The sequence below is a fragment of the Marinobacter salicampi genome, assembly GCF_011074795.1.
Classification (GTDB): domain Bacteria; phylum Pseudomonadota; class Gammaproteobacteria; order Pseudomonadales; family Oleiphilaceae; genus Marinobacter; species Marinobacter salicampi.
Map to the genome: position 1 here is coordinate 263,265 of NZ_JAAMPF010000018.1, position 15,454 is coordinate 278,718.

General features: G+C 58.3%; 12 protein-coding genes. 9 read left to right on the top strand and 3 right to left on the bottom strand.

The window, feature by feature from the left end:
• Window positions 1-350: 350 nt before the first annotated feature.
• Window positions 351-752, bottom strand: a complete 402-nt coding sequence (locus G7W63_RS10260; protein WP_242634383.1) for a VanZ family protein — start codon at window positions 750-752, stop codon at window positions 351-353.
• 94 nt (window positions 753-846) lie between these two features.
• On the opposite strand from G7W63_RS10260, the gene cysZ reads away from it, so the two are divergent.
• The 6 genes from cysZ to G7W63_RS10290 all read left to right on the top strand — a co-directional run bounded on the left by cysZ (window position 847) and on the right by G7W63_RS10290 (window position 9,137).
• Entirely contained in the window at window positions 847-1,599 is a 753-nt protein-coding gene (cysZ, locus tag G7W63_RS10265) for a sulfate transporter CysZ (RefSeq protein WP_166257044.1), read from the top strand.
• Window positions 1,600-1,624: 25 nt separating this feature from the next.
• Entirely contained in the window at window positions 1,625-4,474 is a 2,850-nt protein-coding gene (rapA, locus tag G7W63_RS10270) for an RNA polymerase-associated protein RapA (protein WP_166257047.1), read from the top strand.
• Between the two features lie 98 nt (window positions 4,475-4,572).
• Window positions 4,573-7,023 (top strand): acyl-CoA dehydrogenase, encoded by a 2,451-nt coding sequence (locus tag G7W63_RS10275; RefSeq protein ID WP_166257050.1) that lies wholly within the window; start codon window positions 4,573-4,575, stop codon window positions 7,021-7,023.
• 120 nt (window positions 7,024-7,143) lie between these two features.
• Window positions 7,144-7,524: a fluoride efflux transporter CrcB gene (crcB, locus tag G7W63_RS10280; RefSeq protein ID WP_166257053.1), complete on the top strand. Its 381-nt coding sequence runs from the start codon at window positions 7,144-7,146 to the stop codon at window positions 7,522-7,524.
• A 281-nt stretch (window positions 7,525-7,805) separates the two neighbouring features.
• Complete coding sequence (locus G7W63_RS10285) at window positions 7,806-8,012, top strand: cold-shock protein (protein ID WP_152205488.1); 207 nt, start codon at window positions 7,806-7,808, stop codon at window positions 8,010-8,012.
• Between the two features lie 210 nt (window positions 8,013-8,222).
• The gene (locus G7W63_RS10290) at window positions 8,223-9,137 is read left to right on the top strand and encodes a bile acid:sodium symporter family protein (protein WP_166257056.1); all 915 of its coding nucleotides are present in this window, start codon (window positions 8,223-8,225) and stop codon (window positions 9,135-9,137) included.
• A gap of 41 nt (window positions 9,138-9,178) precedes the next feature.
• Here the strand turns inward: G7W63_RS10290 and G7W63_RS10295 are convergent, their stop codons facing one another.
• On the bottom strand, window positions 9,179-9,976 hold the full coding sequence (locus G7W63_RS10295; RefSeq protein WP_166257059.1) for a dienelactone hydrolase family protein: 798 nt from the start codon (window positions 9,974-9,976) through the stop codon (window positions 9,179-9,181).
• Between the two features lie 234 nt (window positions 9,977-10,210).
• Between G7W63_RS10295 and G7W63_RS10300 the strand changes: the two genes are divergently transcribed.
• Window positions 10,211-10,783: a glutathione S-transferase family protein gene (locus G7W63_RS10300; RefSeq protein ID WP_166257062.1), complete on the top strand. Its 573-nt coding sequence runs from the start codon at window positions 10,211-10,213 to the stop codon at window positions 10,781-10,783.
• 41 nt (window positions 10,784-10,824) lie between these two features.
• Here the strand turns inward: G7W63_RS10300 and G7W63_RS10305 are convergent, their stop codons facing one another.
• A complete protein-coding gene (locus G7W63_RS10305; RefSeq protein WP_166257065.1) occupies window positions 10,825-11,817 on the bottom strand; it encodes an LLM class flavin-dependent oxidoreductase in 993 nt (330 codons plus the stop codon).
• A gap of 149 nt (window positions 11,818-11,966) precedes the next feature.
• Between G7W63_RS10305 and G7W63_RS10310 the strand changes: the two genes are divergently transcribed.
• Both G7W63_RS10310 and G7W63_RS10315 read left to right on the top strand, forming a co-directional pair.
• Window positions 11,967-12,572, top strand: coding sequence for a Yip1 family protein (locus G7W63_RS10310; RefSeq protein ID WP_166257068.1), 606 nt, complete (start codon window positions 11,967-11,969; stop codon window positions 12,570-12,572).
• Window positions 12,573-12,720: 148 nt separating this feature from the next.
• Window positions 12,721-15,426, top strand: a complete 2,706-nt coding sequence (locus G7W63_RS10315) for a cation-translocating P-type ATPase (RefSeq protein ID WP_166257071.1) — start codon at window positions 12,721-12,723, stop codon at window positions 15,424-15,426.
• Window positions 15,427-15,454: the final 28 nt, after the last annotated feature.

Below are 15,454 nucleotides of genomic sequence, written 5' to 3' on the forward strand. Positions count from 1 at the left end.
GAGCCGGCATCCTAGCCAGCATCCGGAAAGGTTTCCCTTAAGCGATGCATCCGATGCTCCTTGCTTCCCCCCACGATCCTGTGGGGAAACATCCCTTTCTTCGTCCTGATCCCTGTCATCCCTGACGACGCCACTATACCAAGCAGGCTGTGACATTGTTGTGACTTCCACGCAATAATTCCGCAAGGCGAATATGCTTATGTAACATTTTGTATACAAAACAGCACCGTGGGCTGGGGAAGTTTTTATCTGCTGCTGTTTCTGGCTACTTTTTCGGACGTAACCTACACCGTTGTGCGATATGTCTCACAAGTATAATGGCTGATCTCCTAAAAGCTGCGATCGCCCCATCACCGCTGATCCGCCTTGTCAGCAGCCCATCGCCGCGCCAGCACCTTGAGCCAGGGTGACACCAGCAGACCAACAGCCATGCCAGTGGCATCGGCGAGCAGATCCATGAAAGAAAAGTGGCGATGGGCCAGCGGCGCCTGCACAAGCTCGATCAACAGGCCCAAGCCCATTACCAGTAATATGGCGGTCAGCCAATGCGCCCGGGGCCAGCCCAGCCTCACCAGGATCGTCAACTCAGTGAAGGCAATAATGTGATTGAACTTGTCGCTGAAGGTGGCCTGAACGGTGTAGGTCTGGCTGGTGGTGGCCAGATAGACAATGGCCAGAACGGACGCAGCAAAAAACACCCGCCATAATGTTCTGGCACCAAGCAGGCGGGCGATCTGGTTTTTTAGGGACATAATGCGAACCCGACTGTGGCGGAAACTCGCGACATGATATGCTCTGCGGCCGTTGAGTGCCAAAAAACCACGGCAAACCGGAGGCTTGGGTGCCATGCCAGCAGGTGGATTCTTGTCAGGACTGGGTTACTTAGGTGAGGGGTTCCGGCTTATCCGCCAGCCCGGGCTTCGCCTCTTCGTCGTTATTCCCCTGGTGCTGAACATTCTGTTATTCGGCATATTTTTTCTGTTCCTGGCTGAAATCTTCGGTGCCATGATTGCTGCCGCCATGGGCTGGCTCCCGGATTGGGCCTGGCTGCAGAGTCTCGACTGGCTGTTCTGGATCCTCTACGGCGTGGTTATATTGCTGATGCTGGCCTACGGGTTCGTGATTGTCGCCAATTTGATCGGATCGCCCTTTTACGGCTACCTGTCGGAGCTCACAGAGAAGCATCTGACCGGACAGGTGGTTGTTAGTGATGGCGGCTGGGCGCAGATTATCCGTGATATCCCGCGCTCGCTCTGGCGGGAAGTTCAGAAGATCGCCTATTACCTGCCCCGGGCGCTGGGTCTTCTCATTCTGGGTCTCATTCCAGTGGTGAATCTGGTGGCTGCGGTGCTCTGGTTCGGTTTCAACAGCTGGATGATGGCCCTGCAGTACGTCGACTATCCGGCGGATAACCACAGGCTGAGTTTCCCCGGCCTGAAACAGCGCCTCAGGCGTAACCGCCCAGCGGCCCTGGGTTTTGGCCTGCCGATTGCACTGGCTTCGATGGTGCCGGTGCTTAACCTTGTGGTCGTGCCTGCGGCAGTATGCGGCGCTACCGCCTACTGGGTAAGGGAGGCTGAAGCCTCGGCCACACCTTGAACCCATTGAACTTTGTGGAGGCTTTTTGGATATTTCGGATTTTGTCATTGGTCAGCGATGGGTAAGCCACAGCGACACCAGTCTGGGCCTGGGAATCGTCACTGAAGTATCCGGGCGCCGCGTGACCCTGGGCTTCCCGGCCGCTGATGAAGAGCGAACCTATGCCATGGAAAATGCCCCTCTGGCGAGGGTCCAGTATCAGCTTGGTGAACGGATCGAGACCTTCGAGGGCGAGACGCTTACCGTCCGGGCACTGGAAGAGGTCGGGGGAGTAATCCTTTACCATGCCGAAGATGAGAATGGCGACCTCAAGGTCATCTCTGAGGTTCGTCTCAGCAGCTTTGTGCATTTCACAACACCCCAGCAGCGGCTCTTCGCCGGACAATTCGAGCGCAATGGTGCCTTCCGGCTGCGCTTTGCCACGATTCATGCGCAAGAGCGGCTGCGGGCATCTCCGGTGGAGGGGCTGATCGGTGCCCGAACCCAGCACCTGCCGCACCAGATCTATATTGCCCATGAGGTTGCCCGCCGCCATGCTCCGCGGGTACTGCTGGCGGACGAGGTTGGCCTGGGAAAGACCATCGAGGCCGGGCTGATCCTGCACTATCAACTGCACACCCAGCGTGCGCAACGGGTTCTGATTGTGGTACCGGACTCGTTGATCCACCAATGGCTGGTGGAAATGCTCAGACGGTTCAATCTGCGGTTCAGCATTGTTGATCAGGCCCGCTATGAAGCGGATCAGTCCGATGGCATTGATGACGAGCTGGATCAGGAGCGCGCCGGCAATCCCTTTGAGGATGAACAGCGGGTGCTTTGCAGCTTGAGCTTTCTGACCAATAACCCTGACGCCAGGGCAGATGCGCTGGCAGCCGGCTGGGACCTGATGGTTGTGGATGAGGCTCACCACCTGGCCTGGTCGCCGGCCGAGGCGAGTCCGGAATACCAGGCGATCGAGTCCCTCGCGGCCCAGACCAGGGGCCTTTTGCTGTTGACTGCAACACCGGAGCAGGTCGGGGTTGCCAGCCATTTTGCTCGGCTGCGGCTGCTGGACCCGGCCCGGTTTCATGATCTGGAGGCCTTTCGCCAGCAGGAGCAGAACTACGAGCGAATCAACCAGGTGGTGCGCGCCCTTCTGGGCCAGAACACTCCGCCAGATCAGTCACAGCAGGAAGTCCTGCGGGAATGGCTGGGGTCGGAGCTGGACCTGCTGCTGACCGATGCTGATCCGGTTCAGGCGATCGTTGACGCCCTGCTCGATCGCCATGGCACGGGACGCGTGCTGTTTCGTAACACCCGGGCGGCGATTCAGGGTTTCCCGGAGCGACGGCTCCATCCGGCGCCTTTGCCGTGTCCGGAACTGTATTCCGAAGCTCAGCGTTTCGGTCCGGAAGGCCTGAGCCCCGAACAAGGGGTGGATGACGAGCGCTGGCTGGCGGAGGATCCCCGGGTCGCCTGGCTGGAAAAAACGCTGACCGGCCTGCGTCCCGCCAAGGTGGTGGTGATCTGCGCCCGGGCAGAGACGGCGATGGCACTTGAGTTTCACCTGCAACTGCGTGCCGGCATCCGCAGCGCCGCATTTCATGAGCACCTGAGCCTGATTGAGCGGGACCGGGCCGCAGCCTACTTCGGCGAGAGCGGCCAGGGCGCCCAGGCTCTGATCTGTTCAGAGATCGGCAGCGAGGGCCGTAACTTCCAGTTCGCCCATCATCTTGTACTGTTTGATCTGCCGGCCAATCCTGACCTGCTGGAGCAGCGCATCGGCCGCCTGGACCGGATCGGTCAGGCTGATGTGATCGATATTCATGTACCTTACCTGCAAGACACTGCCCAGGAAGTGCAATACCGATGGTTTGGCGAGGGCTTGCGGGCCTTTACCGAGAGCAATTCTGTGGGTATTGCAGTGCGGGATCATGTTCGGCCTGAGTGGGAGCAGGCCCTGGCAGGCGACGAGGAGAAGCTCGAGCTGCTGATTGAAGCAACTGCCGAGGAAGCGGGTCGGCTGCGCGCCGCGCTGCAAAAAGGCCGCGATGCGCTTATCGAGCTCAACTCCTGTCGCAAGGACCGGGCCGCTGAGCTGATCCGCCAGATAGAGTCGGAAGAGGCGTCGTCGCAGGTCAGGGACTATATGCTGGAAGCCTTCGACATTTTCGGCGTTGAACTTGAATATCATTCGGACGACTCCGATGTGCTCAGGCCCAGCGATCACATGCTCACCGCCCACTTTCCGGAATTGCCTGAAGAAGGCGTTACGGTGACCTGGAGCCGTTCCCAGGCGTTGGAGCGGGAGGATCTGGAATTCCTCAGCTGGGAGCATCCGATGGTGACAGGAGTCATGGATTCGGTCGTCAGCTCTGAGCTGGGTAAAGCGGCGCTGGCCAGTCTGTCTGTGAAGAGTCTGCCCCCGGGCACGCTCATGCTGGAAGCACTCTATATCGTGCACTGTCCGGCCCCTGCTTCGCTGCAGCTGGCCCGCTCGTTACCATCGTCGCCCCTGCGCCTGCTGGTGGACCTTAACGGCCGTGATCTGTCAGCGGCCTTGCCCCACGATCGGCTCAACGAATTGTGCGCCAATATCAGGCGTCGAACTGCCCAGGCGGTCGTTCCCAGGATACGAGCTGAAGTGGAAACCATGGTCGACCATGCGGACGGCATGGCAGCGCAACAGCTTGAGCCTTTGCAGAAGGCAGCTCTTGAGCGGGTACGGGGTCTGTTTGAGCCGGAGATACGACGGCTGAAGGCCTTGCGTCAGACGAATCCCGCCATTCGTGAGGAAGAGGTCGCATTTTTCCGCGATCAGCTGGCCGCCAGCGAGACCGCGATCGAGCGGTCCAGCCTTGCGCTGGAAGGCATCCGGGTGATTGTTACGTCCTAGCCTGGTACCTGTGTGCTCTGGCCACACGACATCCGATAGGGTACTTTTGTCGTAGTTGTTAACGTAAATTTACAAATGATGGAAGACAGAGAAAGCCTATGATGACCTTTATTCTGTTCATAATTGCCGTGGCCGGGTTGCTGACGATCATGCGACGCGAAGCCGGGGCCAAGCCCGCGATTGCCCTAATGGTCGGCGTTGGCTTGCTGTCGTGGATATTCGCTTCGGGCTGGCTCGCACTGGTCCTGTTCCTCGGCGCTGCTATTACCGCTGCTTGCGGCATGCCCGAGTTACGGCAAGGCTGGCTTACGCCCCGGGTGTTTGCCATGTTCAAGAAGGTGGCGCCGAAAGTATCAGCCACCGAAAAAGTGGCCCTGGAAGCCGGCACTGTGGGCTGGGACGGCGAACTCTTCACCGGCCGCCCGGACTGGCACAGCCTGCTGTCCAACCGGAATACCGGTCTTACCCAGGAAGAGCAGGCGTTTATTGATAACCAGTGCGTAAAAGCTGCCTCCATGTGCAATGCCTGGGATATTGCCATGAACCGTGCCGACCTGCCGCCGGAGCTATGGAAGTTCCTCAAGGAGGAAGGCTTCTTTGGAATGATCATTCCCAAGGAATACGGTGGTCTGGGTTTCTCAGCCAAGGCCCAGTCTGCGGTTTTGCAAAAGTTGTCTTCCAATGAGGCGCTGATGGTCTCCGTCGGGGTTCCGAACTCTCTCGGCCCTGGTGAGCTTCTGCTGAAGTACGGCACCGATGAACAGAAAAATCATTACCTGCCACGTCTGGCCGATGGTCGCGAAATTCCCTGCTTCGGTCTTACCGGCCCGCGAGCTGGCTCAGACGCCACCTCGTTGCCCGATACCGGCATCGTGTGTAAGCGCAAGATCAAAGGCAAGGAAGTGCTGGGTCTCAAGCTCAACTTTGAGAAGCGCTGGATTACCCTGGCGCCTATAGCCACGGTCGTTGGCCTGGCATTCCGGATGTTCGACCCTGACAATCTGCTGGGCGAGGAAAAAGACCTGGGCATTACCTGTGCACTGATCCCCCGTAACACCAAGGGCATGGAAATTGGCCGTCGGCACTTTCCCATAGGCACGCCGTTCATGAACGGTCCGATTGTAGGCAAGGACGTCTTCATTCCTCTGGACTACATTATCGGCGGTCCGGAAATGGCCGGGGAGGGCTGGCGCATGCTGGTAGAATGCCTGTCCGTGGGCCGCTGCATCACCCTGCCGTCCGGCGCAGCGGGTGCTGCAGCCTATTCGGTCGGCACCGCTGGCGGCTTTACCCGGGTTCGGCGTCAGTTCAATACGCCAGTGGCTGACATGGAAGGTGTCCAGGAACCTTTGGCCCGTATTGCCGCCCACACCTACATTGCCCAGGCTGCTGTCAATCAGACCGCCAACATGGTCGACAAGGGCGAGAAGCCTGCGGTGCCTTCGGCCATCCTCAAATACCACCTCACCGAAATGCAGCGCTCGGTGCTCACCGATGCCATGGACGTCCACGGCGGCAAGACCGTCACCTTGGGCCCCCGTAACTATCTGGGTATCGGCTATTCCGGTGCGGCGGTCTCCATTACGGTGGAGGGTGCCAACATCATGACCCGCAGCCTGATGATCTTCGGTCAGGGTGCGATTCGCTGCCATCCCTATGTCCTGCGCGAGTTGGACGCCAAGGACCGCGATGATATCGACGCCTTCGACAGTGCCTTCTTCGGCCACGCCGGCCTGATCTTTGGCAATGCTGCCCGGGCCTTTACACAGGCGCTGGGCATCGGTCGCACGGACGTACCCTTCGACAGCTCCTCCAGCCGGTACGCCCAGGGCGTAGCGCGGTTTAGCGCCGCCTTCGGTCTGTGTGCCGACGCTGCTATGACCACGCTGGGTTCAGAACTGAAGATGCGCGAGCTTATTTCAGCACGCCTGGGTGATATTCTTTCCAACCTGTATCTGGCGTCCATGGTTTTGAAGAACTGGCACGAGACCCAACCAGTCCAGGGTGAAAAAGAGCTGATGGAGTACAGTCTCGGGCTGCTACTGTTCCGGGCCGAGCAGGCGCTGGATGACTTTCTCCACAACCTGCCGAATCGTGCCGTTGCTATCGTACTGCGTGCGGTGACCATGCCCTTAGGCCGTCGCTGGGACAAGCCTCACGATAACCGCACCCGTGCCTTGGCCAGGGCGATGTCCACGGATACGCCGGTTCGCAACAAGCTGTTGTCGCCGATCTGGCACAGCGAGAGCGAAAGCGAATTCCCGAACCCGGTGGCCCAGTACAATACCTTGCTCAAGGACTACGAGCGGGCTGAGGTGCTGTATCGGAAGGCGACCAAGGCCTATGCCAAAGGCGAGCTGCCCATGGAAGTACTGCACCCCGAGGCTCGTTTTGAGGCTGCCCGTAAGGCCGAGATCTTTACTCAGGAAGAGTACGAGTTCATGGAGGCCTATGAGGCCAAGGTGCTGGAAATGCTGTCAGTGGATGATTTTCCGTTTGACGCTTTTGCCCATGACAAGGAGTCGCTCATAGAGCACAACGCAGCGTAAAAACTTGAGCCTTCCACTGGCCTCGGCTACGCTCGAGGCAGTTGCCCGGCATCAGGTATGTCCAAAGGCCCACAGCGAGCGCTGTGGGCCTTTTTTATGCAGTTCAGGAGTTCCAGAGTCATGTGGTTATCAATGTTGGCTGTCAGTCTTGGGGCAATGCTGGGAGCGAACCTGCGATGGGGCCTGAGCCTCTGGCTGAATACCTCCGGTAGCGCTGTCCCTCTGGGCACACTCACTGCCAACCTGATCGGTGGCGGACTCGTGGGCCTTTTGATGGGCTATTTCACCCATACGGCTTCATTGTCTCCGGAATGGCGGCTGTTTGCGGTCACGGGTCTGTGCGGGGCGCTCACCACGTTTTCCACGTTCTCCCTCGAGATCCTGTCGCTCCTACAAGGGGGTAAGTGGACGCTGGCTCTGGCAGGGGTTCTGCTTCACGTAGTCGGTTCGGTTCTGATGACTGCAGTTGGCCTGCTCGGTTACACGTTGTTAAGAGGCTGAACTGTTAAGAGGCTGAACGGAAGGCCAAAACATCGCCAGTATGATCTTTTTACTCAGGAACTTTACTTATTCGGCGAAAAAACTATTTGCTTTCTTCGTAACAAGGAGTAAAGTTCTTTGGCAAGGAAAGATAAGTAAAGCATTTCATGAATAAGACGTTTCCCGCCGTAGTACGTAGTGCATCGTCCTGTTTTTGATTACGCCAGTATTGTTTTTCCGTAAACGCTGATTGCTCATGTCGAGCAGCGGCAGATAAATTATTGAGTTCAGGAAATTTAAGTATGTCTACTACTACCGGTACTGTTAAGTTCTTCAACGAAGCAAAAGGCTTTGGTTTCATCACTCGTGAGTCCGGCCCGGACGTTTTCGTTCACTACAGCGCCATCACCGGTTCAGGATTCAAGACCCTGGCTGAAGGCCAGCAGGTTGAGTTCACCGTGACTCAGGGCCAGAAAGGTCCTCAGGCGGAGAACGTAGTTGCTCTGTAAATAACAGACAGCTTCTCTAAGAAAGGCAGCCAAGGCTGCCTTTTTTTGTGCCCGTTTTTCTGTATTCATCTGGCGAATGCGGAGGGATAAGTAATATGTATTTCACGCATTTATGGGAACCCGGTAGACTCTGCTGAATGCTGCTTCAACAACAATAACGCACTGTCACTTCCCCGGCGTCTCTGATCGGCCTGGGGCCGAGGAGATGCCATGAGCCCTGAACAATTGATCAATATTGTTAACGTCCAGGTAATACCAGTCTGTCTGTTCCTGATTATGCTCGGAATGGGGCTATCGCTGGTGCCGGACGATTTCCGGCGTGTGCTGGCCTACCCGAAAGCGGTCGCCATTGGTCTCACCTGTCAGTTGATCATTCTGCCGCTCATCGGTTTTGGCCTGGCCAACGTCATGCCTCTTTCCCCGGAGCTGGCAGTCGGTGTGATGTTGCTGGCGGTGTGTCCCGGGGGTACAACGTCCAATCTGTACGCGCATCTGGGTCGCGGCGACGTCGCGCTCTCTGTGACGCTGACCGCGGTGGCGAGCATTGTCACGGTGCTCACTATTCCTTTCATTATCAATGCGTCGCTGCTGCACTTCATGGGCGAGACGGAAGTGCTGAATCTGCCGGTGGCAAAGACCATGATCAGTCTGTTGGCGTTGACGGCCATTCCGATCAGCATCGGCATGCTGGTGAGGCATTTCAAAGCGGACTTTGCCATTGCGGTGGAACAGCGGGTGAAATATTTCGCGGTTATCTTCCTGATACTGCTGATCGCGTTTCTGGTCTACCAGCAGATGGATGTGTTCCTGGATTCCGTGGTCCGGGCTGGTCCTGTTGCCCTCATCCTTAACCTCTCGACTATGGCCATTGGCTACTACGGCGCCCGGGCTTTCGCTCTGAACCGGGCCCAGAGTATTTCCGTGACGCTGGAAGTGGGCCTGCAGAACAGCAGTCTCTCCATGGTGCTTGCGCTGGGCATGCTGAGCAACTACGCCATGTCGCTGACACCGGCCATCTATACTGGTGTCATGTTCATTACCGCCGGCATACTGGTTTACTTCACCAGCCGGTGGCTCCCTGCCCGGGATGCCCGTGCAGGGCAGCTGCAATCCCAGAACGGATGATGGCTTGCTCTGCCCCGGCCCGGGGGCAGAGCGTACCTGGCTCAGTCTGAAAACAGGTTCTGGTAAAACGTCTTCGTGCCTTCCCAGGCGCGATCGGCGGCTTCCTCGTCATAGGCCATGGGCAGGTCGAACCTGGCCCCCAGCTTGTCTGCCTCCGGCGACATGAACGAATGCTTCACGCCAGGGAAAGAGACCAGTGTCAGGTCGGCTTGTGCCTTCACCATTTCCCCCACAAACCCGGTTACCTGATCGGCCGGCACGAAGGGGTCAGCGCCCCCTGTGTAGACGAGAATCCGGGCGGAGATACCGCCTTCTTCAGGCTGGATGTCAGACCCAAGGGAGCCATGGAAGCTCACGACGCCCTCCAGGTCCATACCGAGTCTTGCCATGTTGAGCACGACGGCACCGCCGAAGCAGTAGCCTTGGGCGGCGATCCTGTCTGCGTCCACGGACTCATGGTTCTGCAGCAGTTCCATGGCGGCGCGGAACCTTGCCTCCAGGGCACCTTTGTTGCCCATGGCGGCTTGCATGAATTTCTTGGCATCGTCAGGATGGTCGGCGAGCTTGCCGCTTCCGTACATGTCCAGAGCAAAAGCGGTATAGCCTTCGCTGGCCAGTTTTTCGGCCTGGTCGCGGGCAAACTCGTTGTGGCCCCACCATTCATGAACCACCAAGACCCCGGGTCGCTTGCCCTGAAGGTCATCATCGTAAGCCAGGTAACCGGTAAAGGATTCACCGTTAACCTCGTATTCCACGGTTTCGGTTTTAAGTTCGGCCTGCACCGAAACGCTCAGCAGGGATAAGGTGAAAGCAGACGCTAGAGGAAATACAGTCTTCATGATCTCTCCTTGAGAAGAATGGGTCAGCAACTACTCAGGTGCCGGCGCTTATGACGACTACCGAATTGATGAATCTCATACGGCGCGGGGGTGGCCACGGATTAATGACTATGGGTCAGCTTGCCGGTCGTGTCGAGGTCTGGTGGAGTTTGTCCACGGGCACAACGGTTTTTTCCTGCTAAGCTCAGAATCGACCAAAACCGTTCTTCAAACTATCCAATTTCCGGAGGTATCATGCAACTGATCGGTTCCACCACATCCCCTTACGTGCGACGCGTCAGACTCCTGCTGCAGGATCAGCCCTATGATTTCGTGAATCTGGATATTTATGGCCAGGGTCGTGACGAGCTGCGACGGAGGAACCCGGCACTGAAGATTCCCATGCTGATTGATGGTCAGCAGGAGGTCTACGACTCCCGGATAATTGCGCGCTACCTCCATGCGAAAATGAATGTGGCCGGGCTCACCTGGGACCAGGAAAACCAGCTGACCCTGATTGATGCCGCCAATGACTCATGCGTGACACTGCTGCTCTCCAAGCGCTCAGGTCTGGATGTTGAGCAGGACATACTGTTTTACAACCTGCAGCGGGAAAGGATCATGACCACCCTGCGTACATTGGCCGCGATGGTAGACGAGGGTCAGTTCGGGGCCTGGAATTACCCGGCCATGTGTCTCTTTTGTCTGGTGGACTGGGTGGAGTTTCGTGACCTGGTGGACTTTACCGGCATCGAAAGTCTGATAACCCTCCGGGATCACTACACGACCCAGGCCATGGTTGCCGAGACCGATCCCCGGCAGGCGTGAAATGTGGCGGGTGCGTTACCCGGACCGCCACAAACCGGCGTTTACAGGGCCTTCGCCGCCGCCAGTATGTCGAGAGCCTGTCGGCGTTTTTGTGGGTCGTAAAGATCGATAGCAAACATCATTTCATCCACCTCCACACTGGCGAGCAGTTGGTCCAGCTGGGCGCGAATGCTGTCCCGGTCTCCAATCACCTGCAGTGCCAGAAAGTCCCGCACAGCAGCCTCTTCTCCAGCTGACCAGAGCCCTTTCATGGACGCTACGGGGGGCTTCAGCCACAACGGCTCACCACGGAACAGGGCAACAATCCGCTGGTAGCTGGTGGTGGTGAGCCACTGGGCCTCTTCATTGGTCTCCGCCGCCACAAGAGGCACGGTAAGCATGGCGTAGGGCTCGCTGAGGGTTGCTGAAGGCTGAAAGTCGCGCCGGTAGATTCCGATGGCCTCCCGGTAGAGCCCGGGCGCGAAGTGGCCGGCAAACGCATAGGGCAGGCCTTTATGGGCTGCAAGCTGGGCACTGTACAGGCTGGAACCAAGTAGCCAGATGGGAACTTCCGTGCCCGCGCCGGGGATAGCCTTGAGCCTCTGGCCTGGCTGCAGAGGGCCCAGCAATGACTGAAGCTGTGCGACATCCTGCGGGAACTGTTCAGCACCAAGGCCTTCCCGACGCAGCGCGCGGCTGGTGATGGGGTCGGTTCCCGGCGCTCGTCCAAGACCGAGGTCTATGCGATCCGGATAAAGACTGGCAAGCGTGCCGAACTGTTCGGCAATCACCAGTGGCGGGTGGTTTGGCAGCATAACGCCCCCGGATCCTACCCGCAGGGTCTGGGTAGCGCCGGCCAGGTGACCGACCAGTACGGAAGTGGCCGAACTGCTGATGCCTTCCATGTTGTGATGCTCTGCCAGCCAGAACCGTCGGAATCCTAGACCTTCGGCGTGCTGCGCGTACTTCACGGTATTGGCGAGCGTCTGACCCACTGAATCGCCTTCGCGAACGGACGCCAGTTCGAGGAGTGAAAAAGGCTGATTGATCGTCATGAAGACTCCGGAATTGGCTACTATACTTGATTGATGGAGGGCGAGTCGGGCGTTTCAATACCCTGATCAGCTCGACTGAAGCTTCTGTGAAAAGTCCGTGAGAGGTACCACGGCGTATTGTACCTATGAACCCATCCGGAGATAGAACAATGCTTTTAAACCACGCCTTTGGACTGTTCACCCATCCCGACCAAGAGTGGGCGTCGATCCGCAGAGAGCACGAGACCCCGCGTCGAGTGTATGTGGCCTACGTTTTGGTGTTGGCCGCAATTGGTCCCATCTGTGGCTATATATCAACAGCTTATTTCGGCTGGAATGTTGGTGACAGGGTAATCAAGTTCACGGAGATAAGCGCTCTGCAACTGAGTGTGCTGACCTATATTGCCATACTTGTAGGTGTGTTTGCCTTGGGCTATGCCATTAATTGGATGGCCAAGACCTTCGGTGCCAAAGAAGAGGTCAGTCGCTCCAACGCTATTGCTCTGGCGGCCTATAGCTGCACTCCCTTATTTCTGGCCGGTTTTGCATTGCTATACCCAGTACCGTGGTTCAACGCCCTGGTATTCCTGTTGGCTGCCCTTTACGGCGCCTACCTGATGTACGATGGCCTGCCCATTGTGATGGGTATCCCAAGGGCCCAGGCGGCCATGTATGCGGGGGCCCTCCTGACCGTAGCCCTGGTCATACTGGTTGCCACCCGGGTGGGCTCGGTTCTGCTCTGGAGCATGGGGTTTGGTCCCGAATACACGGACTGATACCGGCTTTCGGGGGAGCTGGGGTCGGTAGCTGGGGCCGGAACAAGACAATGGTATCAGTCTCATACTGGGAATTGATCTGTCTCAACGCACGATTGCGATGATCCGGGTTGAATAGTGGCATGCTATTTTTCCCGGAGTCCTCATCATGAAAGCCAGTAACGGTCGCCCGTCTGAAACCGTCGAAGCCCGGCAGTGGCACGCCCTTGACGTCGACGCGGCGCGGCAATCCCTTGATGCTCGCGCTCCCCTGTCCGCTGCCGAGGCCGGTGATCGCCTGAATCGTTTTGGCGTCAACAAGTTGCCCGAGGCCGCCTCCCGGGGGCCGCTCAAGCGTCTCGCCGCGCAGCTCAGGAATACCCTCATTTATGTTCTGCTCAGCGCCGCCCTGGTAACGGCCGTGCTCGGCCATTGGGTCGATACCGTTGTGATCCTGGCCGTTGTCGCGCTGCAGACACTGATTGGCTTCTTCCAGGAAGGCCGTGCAGAGCATGCGTTGGCCGCGATCGGCCACATGCTTGCTCCCACGGCCACGGTAGTGCGCAGCGAAGGGCAGACCCGTGTGCCTGCCGCACAGCTGGTACCGGGGGACACTGTGATACTGGAGGCCGGTGACCGGGTTCCAGCTGACATGCGGCTTGAACGATGCCATGGCCTGAACATTGATGAATCTGCCTTGACAGGGGAATCACTGGCAGTCGAAAAGAGCATCAGCAGCCAGCCCGAATCGGCCATTATCGGCGATCAGTACAGTATGGCCTTTGCCGGCACCCTGGTCACCTCTGGCACCGCCCGCGCTATTGTGGTTCGCACTGGCATTCATACCGAGCTGGGGCGCATTTCCGGCATGCTACGGCAGACGGTTTCGCTGAAAACGCCGTTGATTGCACAGGTAGACAAGTTTGCCCGTTACCTGTCGCTGGTAATCCTGGTCGTGGCGCTTGCGATTTTCGTCGTGGGATCCGTTGTGGGTGCTATGCCCCTGGCCGACCTGTTCATGGCTGTGGTCGGGCTGACGGTGGCCGCCATACCGGAGGGTTTGCCCGCGGTCCTGACCATTACCCTGGCCATCGGAGTGAGGCGGATGGCGGCCCGGCAGGCGGTGGTGCGGCGCATGCCGGTGATCGAGAGTATCGGGGCGGTGTCGGTGGTCTGTTCGGACAAGACCGGCACCCTTACCCGCAATGAGATGATGGTCACCAAGGCCTTCGCAGGCGGGCAAACGTTGGAAGTAACCGGCGAAGGTTACGGGCTGGCCGGCAGCATCAAAGATACAGAAGTGACTGGCCCTTGCCTAGAGCAACTGGCCCGGGCAGCCATGCTCTGCAACGACGCAGTGCTGGTACGCCGGGACACAGAGGTCGAAGTGCAGGGTGATCCCATGGAAGGGGCCTTGAAACTGTTTGGCCATAAAGCCGGGCTGGATATCGAGTCTTTTTCCCGGCAGTGGCCGCGCCTTGACGAGGTGCCCTTTGATACCGCCTACCGCTTCATGGCGACCCTCAACCACGACCATCATGGCAACAAGATGGTTTACCTCAAGGGTGCCCCTGAACGGGTGATCGCCATGTGCGATACGGTCATGGGCGATTCGGGGCCTGAGCCGCTGGACGCCGATGCCGTGCACAAGGTGGTGGACATCCTGGCAGCAGATGGGCTCAGGGTGCTGGCCTTTGCCCGCCAGCCTCACGCCGGACAGGTTACTGTGCTTGATATCGGTTCCCTGCAGCAGGGGCTTGAGTTGATTGGTCTGGTTGGCATGATGGACCCACCCAGGCAGGAAGCCATCAAAGCGATTGCCGACTGCCACAGTGCCGGCATCGACGTCAAAATGATTACCGGCGACCACGCTCTGACTGCCTCGGCCATAGCTGTCAGGCTTGGGCTCAAACACACTGCACGGGTCGTAACCGGCGCCGAGCTGGATACGTTGGGCGCGACGGATCTGGTGGCCCTTCTGGATGAGGTCGATGTATTTGCCAGGACCAGCCCGGAACACAAACTCAGGCTGGTTGAGGCGATTCAGGCCCGTCGCGGCGTGGTTGCCATGACTGGCGATGGAGTCAATGACGCCCCTGCCCTGAAACGGGCGGATGTGGGTATCGCCATGGGCATTAAAGGCTCGGAGGCGGCGCGGGAGGCGGCGTCCGTTGTGCTGCTTGATGACAATTTCGCCAGTATCGCAGCGGCAGTGCGGGAAGGACGTACGGTGTACGCCAATCTCAAGAAAACCATTGCCTTCATTCTACCCGTTAACGGTGGCGAATCCGTAAGCCTTATCGTGGCTCTGCTTCTGGGCCTGACCCTGCCGATTACCGCGCTCCAGATTCTCTGGGTAAATATGGTCAGTTCCGTTCTGCTGGCCATGACCCTGGCGTTCGAACCCCCGGAGCCAGGTGTCATGTCACATCCGCCGAGGGCGAAGTCGGAATCATTGCTGGCGCCATTTGTGATCTGGCGGGTAGCGCTGGTGTCGTTGCTGTTTCTCGGCGGGATCTTTGCAGCATGGTACTGGTCCATGGCCCGGACCGGGGATGTGGAAACCGCACGTACCCTTGCGGTCAACACCCTGGTAGCGATGGAAATCTTCTATCTCTTTGCTGTACGGTATCTGGATTCGGCTTCGATCACACTCCGGGGCGTGCTGGGAACACCCATTGTGCTGGGCGCCGTGGTCTGCGTATTAGCTGTCCAGCTCCTGTTTACCTATACGCCCCTGTTTAATGACACATTCGGCACCCGCGCCCTTGGTCTTGCTGAGCTCGGATTTGCTGCGGTTGCGGGGGTCTTGCTGTTGCTGATACTGGAGCTGGAAACCTTCCTGCGCACCAGGCTACGGGCCCGAACCGCCTGACTGATCCGCTTGAGCAGTAACCCAGGCC